Source organism: Sphingobacterium sp. WOUb80, from assembly GCF_050058145.1.
GTDB lineage: Bacteria > Bacteroidota > Bacteroidia > Sphingobacteriales > Sphingobacteriaceae > Sphingobacterium.
Map to the genome: position 1 here is coordinate 1,035,983 of NZ_CP165617.1, position 15,205 is coordinate 1,051,187.

Here is a 15,205-nt window from a genome sequence, read left to right on the forward strand (position 1 = left end):
AGTTTAAAAAATGCTTGCACTAAGTCCAACACTGTATGTTGCCATACGCGGATAGTTTCCATTCCCATCATTTGTACCCGGACTATCTACATCAATACGTTCGGGATCCAAGCCTTCCCATTTCGTGGCAGTGAATACATCCTGCGCATTAACATATATTCTAAAATTTTTGATGCTTTTACCGATTTTAGGAAATGTATAGCCAAGCTGAAGTGACTTGACCCGGAAAAAAGCTGCATTGCTTAGCCATACATCACTGAGTAGGGTATTGGGACTTGGTCCCGTCCAAAGACGTGGAAAACGGCTATTTGGATTTTCGGAGCTCCAGTGGTTTGCCACATATTCAACCCGCGGTGCTCCGAGGTCATTACTGTTCCCATCGACATACACTGGATAGGCCTCTTGCCCGATCAAGCGTCCGGTGCGCTTTCCTATTCCCTGACCCAATGCCGAAAAATCCCATCCTTTGTATCGAAAGTCCAAATTAATTGCATAGTTATAGTGGGGAAGGGGATCTGCTAGATAGCTGCGGTCCTCATCGTTGATAATACCATCCTGATTTTTATCCACGTAGCGGATATCGCCGGGTCTTGAATTTGGCATTTTAGCCGGGGTTGATTCAACTTCCTCTTGCGTCTGGAAATAGCCGTCAGACTGGAAACCATAATAATTGTTAATTGGAACACCTTTGTACCAAATTCGATTATTATCACCTTTAAAGATAAGTCTATCGTTCTCATTGTACCCCGCTTTGAGCATCCGGTTTCGGTTATCAAAAAGCATTCCACCAATGGTGTACGAAAAATCATCCTTTTTATCTGACCAGCTCGCCGACAATTCCCAGCCGTTATTTTCAACGGCACCGATATTGACCGCAGACTCCAGGCTATTTGATCCAGTGAGCGGAGGAACTGCAAATTGATCATAAATAAGATCGTATGAATTTTTGTGATAGAGTTCAGCAGTAAAGGAGAGCCTATTTTTAAAGGCATTGAGATCCAAACCTAAATTCCATTGTTTCTGTTTTTCCCAAGAGAAATTTGGATTGGGCACACGTATTGTCCAACCCCAAGTGTTTACAGATTCCTGCCAGAGGTAAGGAGCTACATTTTCGTTTCCGATAAGTCCATATGATGCGCGTATCTTAACGTTATTTACCGTTCCTGACTCGAGAATAGGCTTGAAGAAATGTTCGTTGTGTAAGTTCCATGCAAAGGCTCCCGAAGGAAAAAATCCCCAGCGGTGACCGGGAGCAAACTTGCTGCTTCCGTCTGAACGGCCGGTTAATTCCAGAATATAACGGTTGTCGAAGGAATAATTGAGTTTACCGAAAAAAGAAGCTTTACTGATTTCTCTAAAATCAGTAAAGGTATAATTCATGACTTCTGATCCCGCAGTCAGATAGATCTTGTCTTTGTTTTGGCGGAGCTCTTTGTTGAAGTTAATCAGCATCCGTGCCGTGAGCTGACTTTCACTGACACCCTGAGACGCATTGACGTCGTTTCCCCAGATTGCAGCCGGAGCACCGTTCTCATCAAAAAACTTATAGGTCAGCCTTTTTTGTTTATTAGCCGACTTGTTGATCATGTAAGAAACATTTCCTTCAATATTGAGGTTGCTATTGATGTTATATTTAGGACGCAGATTGATGGTACTGCGATCATACATATTATTTTTTGTACCACCATGTTTGATTGACGCGATTGGGTTGATATTGTTGTGCAGGATATAATGTTCGGGAAGGTCTGAATCATAAAAAATCTGCTGTGTTGGGTTTAAGCGCCAAGCTTGTTTATAAAGGCCGTGTCCATCATCATTTGCCAATAGACGATCGACCTGTAAGCGGTGGGCGTAGAAGTCGGCCATTAATACAAATTTATCTGCTATGTTGATATTTGTATTGAATCGGGCGGAAAATTTTTGAGTGCCTTCAATCTTATTGAGACCATTTTCTTTTATGTGGCCGAGCATTAAATTGAAAGTACCGACACCACCACCACCGGATATACTCGCATTATTGTTGATCGCTGTTGAGGTTCTTTCCATCACTTGATCGAGCCAATTGACTTCTTTTAGTTCTCCGGAGGCATATTTGTTGATTGTCTCTTCCGGATAGATCGGAGATTGTCCCTGCTGGATTAAAGTTTCGTTACGCAATTTCATAAAATCGACGGCACCGACAAATTTTGGGAGATCAATTGGTTTGTTAACTGCAAACCAATTGTTGGTAATAACTTTAAACTGGCCGGTCTGTCCACGTTCTGTTTCGATGATAATAACCCCATTTGCACCACGGGAACCATACATGGAAGCTGAGGCTGCATCTTTTAAAACGGTGATGCTTTTCACCTGATTGGGGTCAATATCATGGATACTCTGTTCCATGCCATCGACGATGACCAAGGGGTCTGCATTTTGCAAAGTACTGATTCCACGAATAGAGATGGTGCCCGGAACACTTCCCGGCATACTGTTTCCGCGCATCATTGTTACTCCAGGGATGGTTCCTGAGAAAGCATCCTGCATTTTAAAGATCGGACGGTTTTTTATTTTCTCCATATCCATTTGCGATACGGATGATGCAATATGTTTTTTGTCCACTTCGGAGAAGCCTACGACCACAACTTCGTCAAGTCCCACTTCATCTGTATCCATGATGACATTCATTTCCGATTTATTGTTAATGGGGATTTCAAGCTGTTTGAATCCGACTGCACTAAACATCAATGTGCCTTTTTTGCCATCCGGAAGTGTCAGTTGAAACTCTCCTTTAGCATTCGTAGAAGTTCCTATATTAGAACCTTTTAACAGAATGCTGACTGAACTCAATAGATTTCCCTTGGTATCATGTACTTTTCCTTTTACAACTTGTTGCTGTATATATGCCATGCTGGCCGTACTTTGTTCTGGAATAGAAGCATCCTCATTTTTACGTTTGATGACAACAGTCCCTCGGTGTAACATGTAATAGAAAGCGCTGCTTTTGAAAATTTGGTCTAGCGCCTTATCGAGGGATACGTCCGTGATCTCAACAGTTGCTTTTTCGTTTCTAAGCAACCCCTCTTTAAAGATAAAATGTATACCAGTTTGTTTAGTGATGCTCTCCAGGACAGTTTCAATCTTGGTATTTTGGGCATGTAAAGTAATCTGAGCAGAGGTTGAAGCGTAGGCGCCCATCATGGATGTCGCCAATAAGATTCCTGTCAGTTTCATTTTTAATAATTGGTTCAAAGTTTTCCCTTTGTCAATGGGACAAAAGATCCCTTTTGAATAAAATAAATTATTCATAAATTGGTATAGAATTAATGGTTTATGATCGGTGTTAATTCAATTTTGATGCAGGAGTATTTGCCGTACTTCTGCATTTTTTATTTTATTAATTTAGGCGTTTATCTTTTTTACATACAAAGTCCTCCTTAATAAGTTTATCTATTCACAATCAGTTTATCGTTGTCAATGGTCAATTTATAACCTGTCAAATCCTTTAGGAGATTACAAAGTTCTCCCAGTGTCACATCTCTTTTTATACTGCCTTCATATCGTTCGTTATTTAAAGGTACCTTGCAATCAACCTGAATGCCATACCAGCGACTCAATTCATCAAGTATCTGTTGCATATTCTTATTTTTAAAATAAAAATAACCGTCTTTGAAAGCGGTGGCTTCGGTTTTGCTGGCTAATGGAAAAGTTTTCAGTTTTTTATTGACGATCTCCGTTTCGCTACCGGCATCCATATAGATTTCATTTTCTTCGTTACTGACTTTAAGTTTTCCCTCTGTCAATGATACTTTCGTGGTCGCATGATAGGAGTTTACATTAAAAGCCGTGCCGATAGCCTGTATATTGATATGATTTGTTTCTACAATAAATGGCCTATGCGCATCTTTGGCAACTTCGAAATAGGCTTCACCTTTTAACCTTACTCTTCGCTCTTTTTTATTAAAATTGGTTTGATAACTAAGTTCTGACGCTGCATTCACCCACACTTTAGTCCCGTCGCTAAAGGTCAATATCATGGTGGACCGTTTGGGAACAATTAAAGTGTTTTTCAGGTTTTCGGTTAAGTTAGATGGATAGATGAGACGCCCTTCTTTTAGTTCAATACCCTGAGCCAAATATTGCACAGCTTTTTTTTCGGTCAATTGTATTTCTTCTTTCCCCTCAATTTTTAAAATTGCCCCCGTTCCCCCCGGGAGAACATCGTTTTTATGTCCATATACCTTGTCGGGTATTAAATAGCTTGCCGATTTTTCGTGATGTTGTTGCTGCCATAGTAACGTTAGGGCAAGTAAAACAGTTGCAGCAACTGCAATAGCTTTATGCCAAGTTTTATTTAAGAAGATGTGTTTTTTTCTAGGCTGCAAAATTGTTTCCTTTGCCGTGAATTTAGTTTGTGTTATCAACCATTCTCTATTTAAATCAATGTTGCGAAGATCAAATGGGGGATAAATAGCAGTCTGTGATAGTCGACGACTTAGGCTATCCTTCGCCTCGGGATACCTTTGTAAAAGATTTTTTAATTGCGCCTCTTTGTCGGATGGCAGCTCGCCATCTTTCAAAAGAAGAGCAATCAATTCTGCTAATATTATTTTGTCGGTTTCTATCATAATTCATAAGCTAAATAACTTGAACGGTTAAAATGGGTGATCCGTTTATAAAAAAAGTTAAGGTTTAATGGTAAGTATTTGTTTATCAGAGTGTAAAAAATGAAAAAAGGATATTTAAGAATTTTCTTTTCAGTAGGTTTATAGCCCGCATGCGTTGTGTTTTCACGGTATTGACAGAGACGTTCAGCTCCTGTGCGACCTCTTCGTACTTCATTCCGTCCAAATAGATTAAACGGCAGATTCTTTGACAGCCTTCGGGAAGTTCATTGAGTTCCCGATGAAGAGCTCCGATCAATTCTGCATTTATTAAATTATCAAGGATATCGTTGTCATCTGGTTTGTCTGTGTCAAGTTGGTTACGTACACGATCAAATACAATATTTCTTCGCTTGATATTCATCGCCAGATTTTTAACTGAGCTATAAAGAAAGCTTTTAATTACGGGTTCTCCTTTTTCCAGTAAATCCTGTCTGCTCATTAGAACGATAAATGCGTCCTGCACGATGTCTTTTGCGATTTCCTCTGAACCAACCCAAGGAAATGCAAATACACTGAGTTGCAGAAAATATTTGTTAAAATAATATTCTGTGGATAACATTTCGTTTTCTTTTTTTCTTAAAATATAGATTTTAAAAGTGAAGTAAAGAAAAATATTAGAGATTTTGTATAGATAAAACCTGCTAAAATTTTGAAGCGCTACCAATTTGCCACTATGCGCCATTTTGATTTTTAGTTTACTTCAATTTAATATAAAGATGATATTACAATAGGCTTTCTATATGAACTTTCAACTTTTCACAATCTTTCATCTGCTATTTCTATAGGTTTTTTTATAGGACATTATGGAGAATTCATTCGATCGTTGGAAGTGGATACAAGAATTCCGCGAGCTGATTATCAAAGCGACAGATTTACAAACTCGCTGCGACTAAGCCTCAAGCACGTTTTATCTGTCTTCTATTTGAAAATTGTAGTATATTTATAAGTATCTTGTTATTTATCAGTTAGATATAGTAACTTCGTTGAAGTGGGCGGAATTAAAAATAAAACTATGTGGCAATATTATGTGATCCTTGGACTGGGGTTGGTTTTTCTTTTATTGGCGATCATAAGCTTTCGTAATACATTGGTATTTTTAAAAAACGGCTATAAAGCTACCGCTACTGTAATCGACCTTCACAAGTACGAGTCAGAAGGTGAGGTATATGCGCCGGTATTTTCCTTTCGGACTGAAGATAATCAGTTGGTTACATATGAATTAGCAGAAGGGAATGATCCCCCTGCATGGAAAATAGGAGAGACAACAACGGTAATCTATGACTTATCGGATCCATCAAGAGTATCTTTATACAGTTATTTTCGCGTATTTATATGGAGCTTGTTGCTCCTGTCAGTAGCTCTGCCACTCATAGTCATTGGCGGTGGTTATTTTATAGCAGCCAGATTTTTTTTTGAGTAATTTAATCTCTTTTGTTTATTTTTTCATCTTGATGAATTCAGAAAACGGTTGGAAAAATATATCTAAAATCCTTCAAAGATCGAGATAAAATCATAATTTAGAATAACTTGTTTAAGCCATCCAATTTTAACCAAAGCTGGGTTACTAAACAGGTCTATGAACCAAATTTTATGAAAAAAATAATTCGTATAGCCATATTTTTTTTCTCGTTTTTTACAAGTATCTGTTTTTCAATCGCACAGACTTTAGATAGCCTTTTCGCAAAGGCAGAATATGGATCCAAAATAAAGGATGTACAGCTACTTATGCGCATCGATAGTATTGATTATTATCGAGTTAGCTTCCTGCCAAAACATTTAAAGAAGCAAACCTATCTGATGTTTTATACCAAGGAATACTGGAAAGGAAAGGTTGTCAAAAGCGATACACTATTCACCACCGAAATGGCAAAGGAATACTTAAGTCTGAAGGATGTAGATTCCACGAAAAATCTTTCATTGCTGACTAAGCCGAAAGGAGATAGTATTACGTTTCATTACAATCTTTTGGGGCTTGAATTTAAGAAAAACTATAAACGAAAGCATAATGATCAATACAGTTTGCGCGATGGGCTTGTGACCAACGAAAAATTCAAAAGTATTCCGGTCAATAAAACGCTGCCCTTGTTTGTTTATTCATTGCCTTATGAGGATCCGAAACGACCGGGGTATTTATTCTATTGTGAGCTTACAGCTTTAGGTATACCTCCGGATAAATGGTGGGATAAATACAAAATAGAACATTATATCGTTGTGGAAATGAATATCGTTTCAAGGTAAACCTGGCTTTTCTCATTCAGCAATTTTCTTCATTTTTGTATAGATCACAAAACAATCAGCTAGAAATATCTTCATAACTACTTTAAATTTAAAATATTGAAAATAGATTACGAACAGTTCGCTGGTAAAAGATGTCAGGAACTTATACAGATCCAGGAAACATTTAGAGCGGAATTTGAACTAAACAGCTATCAGCATTGGTATTATGATGCTACACTTGCGCTTCTGAGATTATACAATAATGATGAAGATCAAATTTATCTAAAATATATTCCGATAGGTACTTTTTCGTTTACATCGGAAACTTGGATGTGGAGCTGGTTTAATGAGTATAGTGTCGAACCTAACAAAGAAAGTATACTTGCTGTTAAGGAATTTGGAATCAAAAACAATTATCCCAAATTGACAGAAGGAACTTTCCCTGCAGATGAATTTGACTGTTGGGAGTTTGCGGCGATTTCTTTGGATGTATTAGACGGCATGGGCCTTTATAGGGCAAGCACGGAAAAACTCCAAAGTTATTTCCTTATCACTGCTGTTCTGGATGAGAAGTCTTGTGAAGTTGTCCATTTCAACCAAGCAAAAGTTAAATGCAAAATCCATGGCTTGTCAAGGCCAGCATTTGTATGCCAGCATCTTAATTTGGAGGATCCTAAAGGTTTTGAAGAAACTTTTGAGACCTATAAAGGAATGAACCTTGAAGAAGATGATGATTTTGCGGCGTGGTGCGATGAATGTGAGAGGGTCAGGATGAAATATAATGGTTGGAACGAAGAGTCTGAGGAGTTTGCGAAGATCAAACTTATTTGTGAAGACTGTTACTTCGAGCTGAAAGACTTTAATAGGGCAGAGTGATTATATTATCCGCCTTTGAATTGCATATTTAGTTACCAGTCGAGAGGAGGTTCTACATTCACTTAGAAGATAATCGATTTACACCTTCCTATATTCCATTGGAGACAAGCCAACAAAACGTTTAAAATATCGACCGAAAAAAGATTGGGAAGGGAAATTTAACTCATTGCTGATCTGTTGTATAGTCATATCGGTCGATTTCAGCAACGCTTTGGCTTCGCAAACCACATAGTCATCAATCCATTGTTTAGCAGACAATCCATTATGGTTCTTTACTATCTTAGATAAGTATTTCGCCGTTACACATAATTTATTGGCATAGAATTCTATGCCTCGTTCTTCTTTGAAATTATTCTGCACCTCATTGAGAAAATTCTCAACTAATACTTCTAATCTTGGCTTTTTCTCCTGTCCATTACGCTGTTCAATATGATGTACGTTATAACCAAAACCATAAAAATACGCCTTTGTAAAGTATTGGATAATTTTTAAGTTATATGGATTATCAGTTTCCAATACTCTTTGTACTGTTTTAAAGTAATCTTTTAAACTCGTTAATTCCTCTACATTTAAAGCAATAAAAGGCTTATTGTGTAAGGAAAGAAAAACGGGAAGATGTTCCTCTATATTAAGGGCCATTGTAAATTTCTTTGACATGATAATAAAAAGTCCAGAAAAGTCATCGCTTAAATATTCTATCATTACCGTATGATCGGCCATTAGAATAATAAGACAAGGAGATTTTGTATCAAAATAACGCATGTTCGAATGCCCTCTTACCTGTCCATTAAGGCAGATTATACTTATTGTAGTATCTGTTTTAACAGGATAGGTCAAACATTTGACGGAAGGTTTGTCCAATAAAATAAACTCATTGTTATAATCATACAGTCTAACATTTTGATCGAATGCGAAAGGAGATGTTTTGGTCATAATATCCAATATTTATAACCCAAAGGTATTGTTTTAAATGTAAAAAGCGACTTTTAGGACAATTTAGTCTACTTAATGGGCTTTCTGTGAGCTGTAATCGCTATTACCTTTGTCCTATTGAAAAATATTATAATTAAAAAAGGTTATTAAAATGAAAAAAGTATTATTAATGGGATTGTTATTTGTCTCAACACAAACGTTATTTGCTCAAAGTTTAGGCGGTATTTGGCAAAGGCTTTCTTTTGGTTTAAAAGCGGGTGTAAATTACAGTAACTTTACTGGAGCTAGCTTTGATACTGAGGGGCTATCAGGATTCCACAGTGGGCTTATTGTCAATTTCAAGCTCACAGATAAGTGGTCGGTTCAAGAAGAATTTCTATATTCTACCCAAGGCGCAAAAGTAAAAAACAACTTGTTTGGTCCCGATAATGATTTGAGATTGTCTTATATGTCCGTTCCCATTCTCGCAAAATATCATTCAAATATTGGATTTTATGCAGAAATTGGAGCACAAGCCAATATGCTTATTGAAGATGCAAAAAATACAGGTTTTAATGATTTTGCAGATAAAATAGACGCTGGAGCTGTGGCAGGTTTGGGGTATCAATTTAAAGCAGGGCCAATCAAAGGGCTGGGCATTGGGGCTAGATATTATCACGGTTTTATGGACGTAGGTAAATTTTACTCTCCTGCTGTGAAATCTGATTTTAAAAATAGTGTGGCACAACTAAGTGTGTTCTATATTTTCTAGAAATGAAATTTGCTTTATGTTTGTTTTGAATAAGTCCTTGAAGTAAAAACAGCTAAAAAGTGTTGATATTTCATTCAAAGAATCCAGGAAAGGGGCATTTTTATTACTTTAGTTTTGGAAGGTAATGACAGTACATCGCTATCACATACAAGATTACGCAACCGATTTCGTTTGAAAGAAATTTTCCGATCCCAAATTTTATAAATAATTTGTTGTAATGACTGTTTTTTAACAGCAGTCAAACTTGTTAACTAATTTTTACCAAAACTGTAATTATGATAAAAGCCACGCTATGTGCGACCTTATTGAATGTCCTATTGAGCAGTTCCTGTTCAAGTATCAGATCCGATTTAAAGATGAAGGAATACAGCACAAAGGCACAAAGCGACAAAGACTTGCCTAGTTTGAGCCTGTCGGGAAGTAATGCGGCACCGTCACAACATTTAGTGTATGTGTTTAAGCGCGACGCTGTATTGAAGATGCATAAGATTAAAATTACCAATACCGCGAGGACCGAATACTTTTCCGTACATAATTATCACGGTGGGTACGCTGGATTACAAGATACTCCTGATAAGAATACTTCCACACCTTATACCTTGATTGCATCCTTATGGGATCTTAATATTAGTGCTGCCAACTATGCTTTTTATTCTTACAAAGCACCAACAACAGTAACGAGCCGCTTTGGTGGGGAAGGAGATGGACAGAAAACCGTAAACCCTTACGGATGGGAATTAAACACCTGGTATAATGTGGTTCTACGATCATGGAAAGAGAATGGAAAGATTTACATCGCTAATTTCATCCGTAATGAAGCGACAGGGAAGTGGTTTCATACTTCTACAATTGGACGACAGGCAGAATCAGGATTTTTGGGTGTCGGAAATGGCGCTTTTCTTGAAAACTGGGTAGGGGATAATCCTTTGTGGGATGGTAGATTCCATCGTAAAGCATTCTTTAAAGATTGTTGGAATTTAGGTGTAGACAACGTTTGGGAGAAATCTACGAGACGATATTTTTCAGCGAATGATAATGACGCCGGTCGGAATGGTTATTTCGACCGTGCCTTTAATGCCGGATATGATGCTAAAGAAAACGCATATTTTATGGAGCATGGTGGTTCTGTAACGCCAGACGTAGCTTTTGGAACAGGTCGTACTTTAGATTTGCCAGAGCAAGCTAATCAAGGGGCTACTCCAATGTTAATGGCACTTAGCAGCAGCAATGAGTCAGCAAAATACCAAAGTAATAAAGTCATTGTATCGTGGGCCATTAGTGATACCGGTTCGCCACAGTTAAGTTATAAAATTGAACTACTCGATCCTCAGGGGGGAGTGGTTGCAAATAAGGAATTAATTAGGCCCGAGACACGTGCCGATACGTTGAATAATACCTTAACCACGGGTAATTACAATGTGCGCCTGACCATTACAGACATTTTCAATAAGCAGTCCACTGCGAAAACAATTCGAGTGATGAAATAATATAACTTGTTAAAATCTTATTGAGAAACAATAAAAAAAGCCTCTCAAATTCATAACAGAGGGGCTTCTTCATTATTTATTGGCTGAACTAAATTCTTCTTCTGTTACGGGATTTAGCCAAGTAACCTGAACATCTTCTTTAAAATTGGTGATGGCAACATGCACCATTTTAGTGTCAGCAGTTGCTCCATGCCAGTGTTCTACGTTCTCAGGAATATTGACAACATCACCTTTTTTGATTGCTTGCGCAGGTTCCCCTTTTTCCTGATAGAGTCCGTTTCCTTCGATGACCAGTAAAACCTGACCTTTAGGATGTGTATGCCAATTGGTTCTTGCACCGGGCGCAAAAGTTACGCTACCTGCAGAGAAATCATTGTTTTTATCTTTTGCTACCAAAGGATTTAAAAATGCATCTCCAGTAAACCATTCCTTAGGCAATGGTTCCCCTTTGGGAAATATTTCTGTTGTACTCATTGTATGATCTGTTTTAGTGTTACAGGCGAATAAACTTATCGCCATAATTGGGATAACGAATAACCTGTTCATATAGTTTGCAATTTGGCCTTGATAAATATATGATCCGAATTCTTTATGAAATGTTTTTAATGATCTTTGCGGGAATTCCACCGACAATCGTATTGTCCGGTACATTCTTGCTTACTATGGAACCAGCTGCCACCACAGCATTTTCTCCAATTGTAACGCCGGGTAGGATCGTTGCATTTGCCCCGATCCAGGAATTCTTTTTTATATGAATCGGAGCCACAGTTAACGATTGTCTGTTTTCAGCTTCAATTGGATGGCCTTCCGTTAATAAACTCACTTTGGGAGCTATTAACACATGATCTTCTATAATTATACCACCTAAGTCTAAAAACACACAGTCGAAGTTTATGAAGACATTTTTTCCTAGCTTTATATTCCTACCATAGTTGATATATAATGGTGTAAATATGGTCGTACTTTCATCTATAGCAGAACCAGTAATCTGACTTAATAGATCTCTTATCTCTTTAGGATCAGCCGAATTGTTCATAGGCACCAATAATGCTTTCGTAGCAAAAGAGGCCTCCCGCAAACGGTATCCCTGGGGATCATCGGAAGAGATATTTTTTTCTTTTTTTAAGCGTTCAAAAATATCCTCCTGATAACTATGATCTGATGTTTTCATTGAATAGTGGATTGAATTTTATATGTAATTTAATGAAAATAAGTGTGTTATTTTAAATTAGCTTTAAAGAATGCTGTCAGTTTATCGAATGGAATTTTATCCAATTGATCATATAAATCAACGTGAACTGCATCAGGGATAATCATTAGTTCCCTTGGCTCAGCAGCAGCTTTATAGGCGTCTTCACTGAAATATCTTGAATGGGCATTTTCACCTGCAATGATTAGCATTGGCCGAGGTGCAATCTCCTTGATATAGGAGAGAATCGGCATATTCATAAACGACAGGGGTGTGGTTGCCGTCCAAGAAGAATTTGAATTGATAGAACGAGGATGAAATCCGCGAGCTGTCTTATAATAATCAAAATATTCCTTTACGAACTGAGGTTCGCTTCCAGTCAATTTTTGTGGTAAATTGTTTGTTGATGGAGCGTACGATCCACTTTCAGCATCTTTCCAACGCTGCTGGCTTAATTGTTCCAATGTTTGTGTACGCTGCTCTGTTGTTACCACATCATTATAGCCTTTTGACATGACACGCGTCATATCGTACATGCTGGTTGTAGCTACTGCTTTTATACGTTTGTCTACTGCTGTTGCATTTAATGCAAAACCAGCAAATCCACAGATACCAATGATTCCGATTTTGCTTCTGTCAATGTTTTTCTGTAACCCTAGAAAGTCTACAGCTGCGCTGAAATCTTCGGTGTTAATATCTGGTGATGCTACGTTACGAGGTATGCCGCTACTTTCACCTGTGTAGGAAGGATCGAAAGCCAAGGCAATAAATCCTCTTTCAGCCATTTGGCTAGCATACAATCCAGAAGACTGCTCTTTCACTGCACCAAAGGGACCGCTGATGGCAAGTGCCGATAAAACTTTGTTGTCTATGTTTTTAGGGATGTATAAATCGCCAGAAAGTATGATACCATAACGGTTTTTAAAATTTACTTTTTTGCGGATTACCTTATCGCTTAACTGAAAAGTATAATGATCGGATGAAGTATTCATGGGTTTTAAATTTGGGTTTGATTGAACATGTTTTGTGTAAGCCCTACCAGAAAACAGGGAAGACAAGAGCAATAATGTTGCTGCTATTTTCATATCTGTATTATATTAATTATTACAGATACAAAGGTAGACTAGGATAAAAGGAAGATGTTAATGATTATCAAACCAAAACATAAGAATTTCAAACCTCAGGTTTCCGGAGCGATTTTGGGTTTGTTCCTGTCAGTTTTTTAAAGAAGTTATTGAAATAGGTCGGGTATTCAAATCCCAGTGCGCTTGCTATCTCTGAAATATTCCAGTTCGTGTGTTGCAACAGGGCTTTTGCTTCTGTTAGGATTCTCTCTGAGATCAGTGTCGTCGTAGATTTGCCTGTAATTTCTTTTACAGCACGATTCAAATAGTTGACGTGGATGTTGAGGTTTTGAGCATAATCCTGCGCTGTTTTCATTTTGAGAGGACTTGCTGGTGTTTCAATTGGAAATTGTCGTTCTAATAGTTCCAAAAATACCGATGTGATACGTGCTGTACCATTCTTGGTAGGAGTATATATTTCTGATGGTTGAAGTTTTAGGGCTTCATGAATGATCAGATTGATATAATTGCGTATGAGTTCATCCTTAAACGTATAATCACTTTCTTGCTCCTCGATCATCTTCTGGAAAAGCGTGTTGAGGAATAAGCGTTGATCCTCCGTAATTTTTAGGACAGGTGTACCTCCGATTTTAAAGAAGGGAGATTGTTGCAAGCTTTCCGCACGATCAGCACGTTTTAAAAAGTCTTCCGAAAACAAGCATGTATAACCTGCATAGATTGTCGCAATGGTTTCCCAGGAATAGGGGATATGCGGGTTCCCAAAAAATAGTATTGTGCCTTCTTGTTCAAAGCTTTTATCTGCGTAATGAATCTTGCTTTTGCCGGTTGTAAGGCAGATTTTAAAGAAATCTTTCCGACTGTAAACACGGGTTGCATTGCTATCATCCTCAATCTGAAATGCTTTAAAACCTTGCAATCTGAGTTCATTATTGAATTCAGAGACACTTCGGACTATTTTTGTTTCCATGAAACAAAGTTAAGAAATTCAAATATAATATTGGATTTAGTACAAAGCAACATAAATAATACCGTTATCCCAAGCTAAGCTATTTTATTAATATCAGATTGCAGAGATTTTTCAAGATGTACTATTGGCCAGATGATAGCGGAATGTCAGGATTAAACAGTAATTTCATTGATCAAATATCTATAACATGACAGTTTTATACCGATATCTTCGTTTTTTTGCGCTTCTAGCTACGTTAATATTTTCCGTCAATGTTTTTGCGCAAAAACAATCTGGGGTAGATAGCAATGCTATCGCACTCCAATTTGTTGACAGATTGCTTCCTGAAGGAAACTATACAGCAGTGGTGTTGGGGATTCCCCAGCCAGATTCATCGCAACTTGCTATTGTGGAAAAAATGAAACTTGCTATCAAAGACAATGAAGACTGGTTTCTCAAAATGATGAAGGAATTAAAATCCGGAGAGCCTATGCCGTATCACAAAAGCTTGGGTATCAGCAAAGCGGAGTATGCTGATTTTATGCAGTTTTCGCAATCTGTTAAGATGGACAAAATAGGGGTGATCCCACTTAAGATTATTCGCAGCAACGGTAGTATTTATTTTGAGCCAGAAGGTTTCGCGGATTATTTAAAATATCTAGCATTTAATTTAAAAGACCAAACGGTCATGGTTGATAGTCTACGTTTGCCCTACAAAGCGCAGATCACTAAGGATGCTAAAACTACAACGCTGCTTGCCGGACCTTGGAAAGGGTACTCCTGGCAACTGGAGGACTTTAGGAAAGACGGACAATTCGTCGCGGATCCAGATAAGGTAGATCCGACACAGATTAGGGAACTTGATGTAAAATCCATTAAAGTGGCTATAGGTAAACTCGATCAAAACAATCAGTGTTTTCTTTACCTTAATAGTAATATTGTCAATAAAGGCCATGTGCTTGCAAAACAGGATATAGCCCTTTTATTAACCAAAGATTAAGCTGAAATCCTACTTTTTCCGTCCCTGATTGCTTGTACAGGAAATTTGACAAGCAATCAGGGTAGCGATCGGAAA

At 37.8% G+C, this 15,205-nt stretch carries 14 protein-coding genes; 6 read left to right on the forward strand and 8 right to left on the reverse strand.

Annotated elements, in window-relative coordinates; all coding sequences use genetic code 11:
* Nucleotides 1-3: 3 nt before the first annotated feature.
* The 3 genes from AB1Z56_RS04115 to AB1Z56_RS04125 form a co-directional block, all read right to left on the reverse strand.
* On the reverse strand, nt 4-3,288 hold the full coding sequence (locus tag AB1Z56_RS04115) for a SusC/RagA family TonB-linked outer membrane protein (RefSeq protein WP_426791163.1): 3,285 nt from the start codon (nt 3,286-3,288) through the stop codon (nt 4-6).
* 137 nt (nt 3,289-3,425) lie between these two features.
* Entirely contained in the window at nt 3,426-4,607 is a 1,182-nt protein-coding gene (locus AB1Z56_RS04120) for a FecR family protein (RefSeq protein WP_426791164.1), read from the reverse strand.
* A gap of 85 nt (nt 4,608-4,692) precedes the next feature.
* Nucleotides 4,693-5,205, reverse strand: a complete 513-nt coding sequence (locus AB1Z56_RS04125) for a sigma-70 family RNA polymerase sigma factor (protein ID WP_426791165.1) — start codon at nt 5,203-5,205, stop codon at nt 4,693-4,695.
* Between the two features lie 453 nt (nt 5,206-5,658).
* Between AB1Z56_RS04125 and AB1Z56_RS04130 the strand changes: the two genes are divergently transcribed.
* The 3 genes from AB1Z56_RS04130 to AB1Z56_RS04140 all read left to right on the forward strand — a co-directional run bounded on the left by AB1Z56_RS04130 (nt 5,659) and on the right by AB1Z56_RS04140 (nt 7,739).
* On the forward strand, nt 5,659-6,066 hold the full coding sequence (locus AB1Z56_RS04130; protein ID WP_309361154.1) for a DUF3592 domain-containing protein: 408 nt from the start codon (nt 5,659-5,661) through the stop codon (nt 6,064-6,066).
* A 170-nt stretch (nt 6,067-6,236) separates the two neighbouring features.
* Complete coding sequence (locus AB1Z56_RS04135; RefSeq protein WP_309361152.1) at nt 6,237-6,884, forward strand: hypothetical protein; 648 nt, start codon at nt 6,237-6,239, stop codon at nt 6,882-6,884.
* A gap of 96 nt (nt 6,885-6,980) precedes the next feature.
* Entirely contained in the window at nt 6,981-7,739 is a 759-nt protein-coding gene (locus tag AB1Z56_RS04140; protein WP_309361150.1) for a DUF6882 domain-containing protein, read from the forward strand.
* Nucleotides 7,740-7,817: 78 nt separating this feature from the next.
* Here the strand turns inward: AB1Z56_RS04140 and AB1Z56_RS04145 are convergent, their stop codons facing one another.
* Nucleotides 7,818-8,672: a helix-turn-helix domain-containing protein gene (locus tag AB1Z56_RS04145; RefSeq protein WP_426791166.1), complete on the reverse strand. Its 855-nt coding sequence runs from the start codon at nt 8,670-8,672 to the stop codon at nt 7,818-7,820.
* A gap of 151 nt (nt 8,673-8,823) precedes the next feature.
* On the opposite strand from AB1Z56_RS04145, the gene AB1Z56_RS04150 reads away from it, so the two are divergent.
* Both AB1Z56_RS04150 and AB1Z56_RS04155 read left to right on the forward strand, forming a co-directional pair.
* A complete protein-coding gene (locus AB1Z56_RS04150; RefSeq protein ID WP_426791167.1) occupies nt 8,824-9,423 on the forward strand; it encodes a porin family protein in 600 nt (199 codons plus the stop codon).
* Nucleotides 9,424-9,698: 275 nt separating this feature from the next.
* Nucleotides 9,699-10,910, forward strand: a complete 1,212-nt coding sequence (locus tag AB1Z56_RS04155) for a DUF3472 domain-containing protein (protein ID WP_426791168.1) — start codon at nt 9,699-9,701, stop codon at nt 10,908-10,910.
* A gap of 72 nt (nt 10,911-10,982) precedes the next feature.
* Here AB1Z56_RS04155 and AB1Z56_RS04160 read toward each other — a convergent pair whose 3' ends face one another.
* From AB1Z56_RS04160 to AB1Z56_RS04175, 4 genes are all read right to left on the reverse strand, one after another.
* A complete protein-coding gene (locus AB1Z56_RS04160; protein ID WP_309361141.1) occupies nt 10,983-11,384 on the reverse strand; it encodes a (R)-mandelonitrile lyase in 402 nt (133 codons plus the stop codon).
* A 115-nt stretch (nt 11,385-11,499) separates the two neighbouring features.
* Nucleotides 11,500-12,081, reverse strand: coding sequence for a sugar O-acetyltransferase (locus tag AB1Z56_RS04165; RefSeq protein WP_426791169.1), 582 nt, complete (start codon nt 12,079-12,081; stop codon nt 11,500-11,502).
* Between the two features lie 47 nt (nt 12,082-12,128).
* Nucleotides 12,129-13,184 carry an alpha/beta hydrolase gene (locus AB1Z56_RS04170; protein WP_426791170.1) on the reverse strand — a complete coding sequence of 352 codons (1,056 nt, stop codon included), beginning with the start codon at nt 13,182-13,184 and terminating at the stop codon, nt 12,129-12,131.
* An 88-nt stretch (nt 13,185-13,272) separates the two neighbouring features.
* Entirely contained in the window at nt 13,273-14,151 is an 879-nt protein-coding gene (locus AB1Z56_RS04175; RefSeq protein WP_426791171.1) for a helix-turn-helix domain-containing protein, read from the reverse strand.
* A 187-nt stretch (nt 14,152-14,338) separates the two neighbouring features.
* On the opposite strand from AB1Z56_RS04175, the gene AB1Z56_RS04180 reads away from it, so the two are divergent.
* Nucleotides 14,339-15,130 (forward strand): hypothetical protein, encoded by a 792-nt coding sequence (locus AB1Z56_RS04180; protein WP_426791172.1) that lies wholly within the window; start codon nt 14,339-14,341, stop codon nt 15,128-15,130.
* Nucleotides 15,131-15,205: the final 75 nt, after the last annotated feature.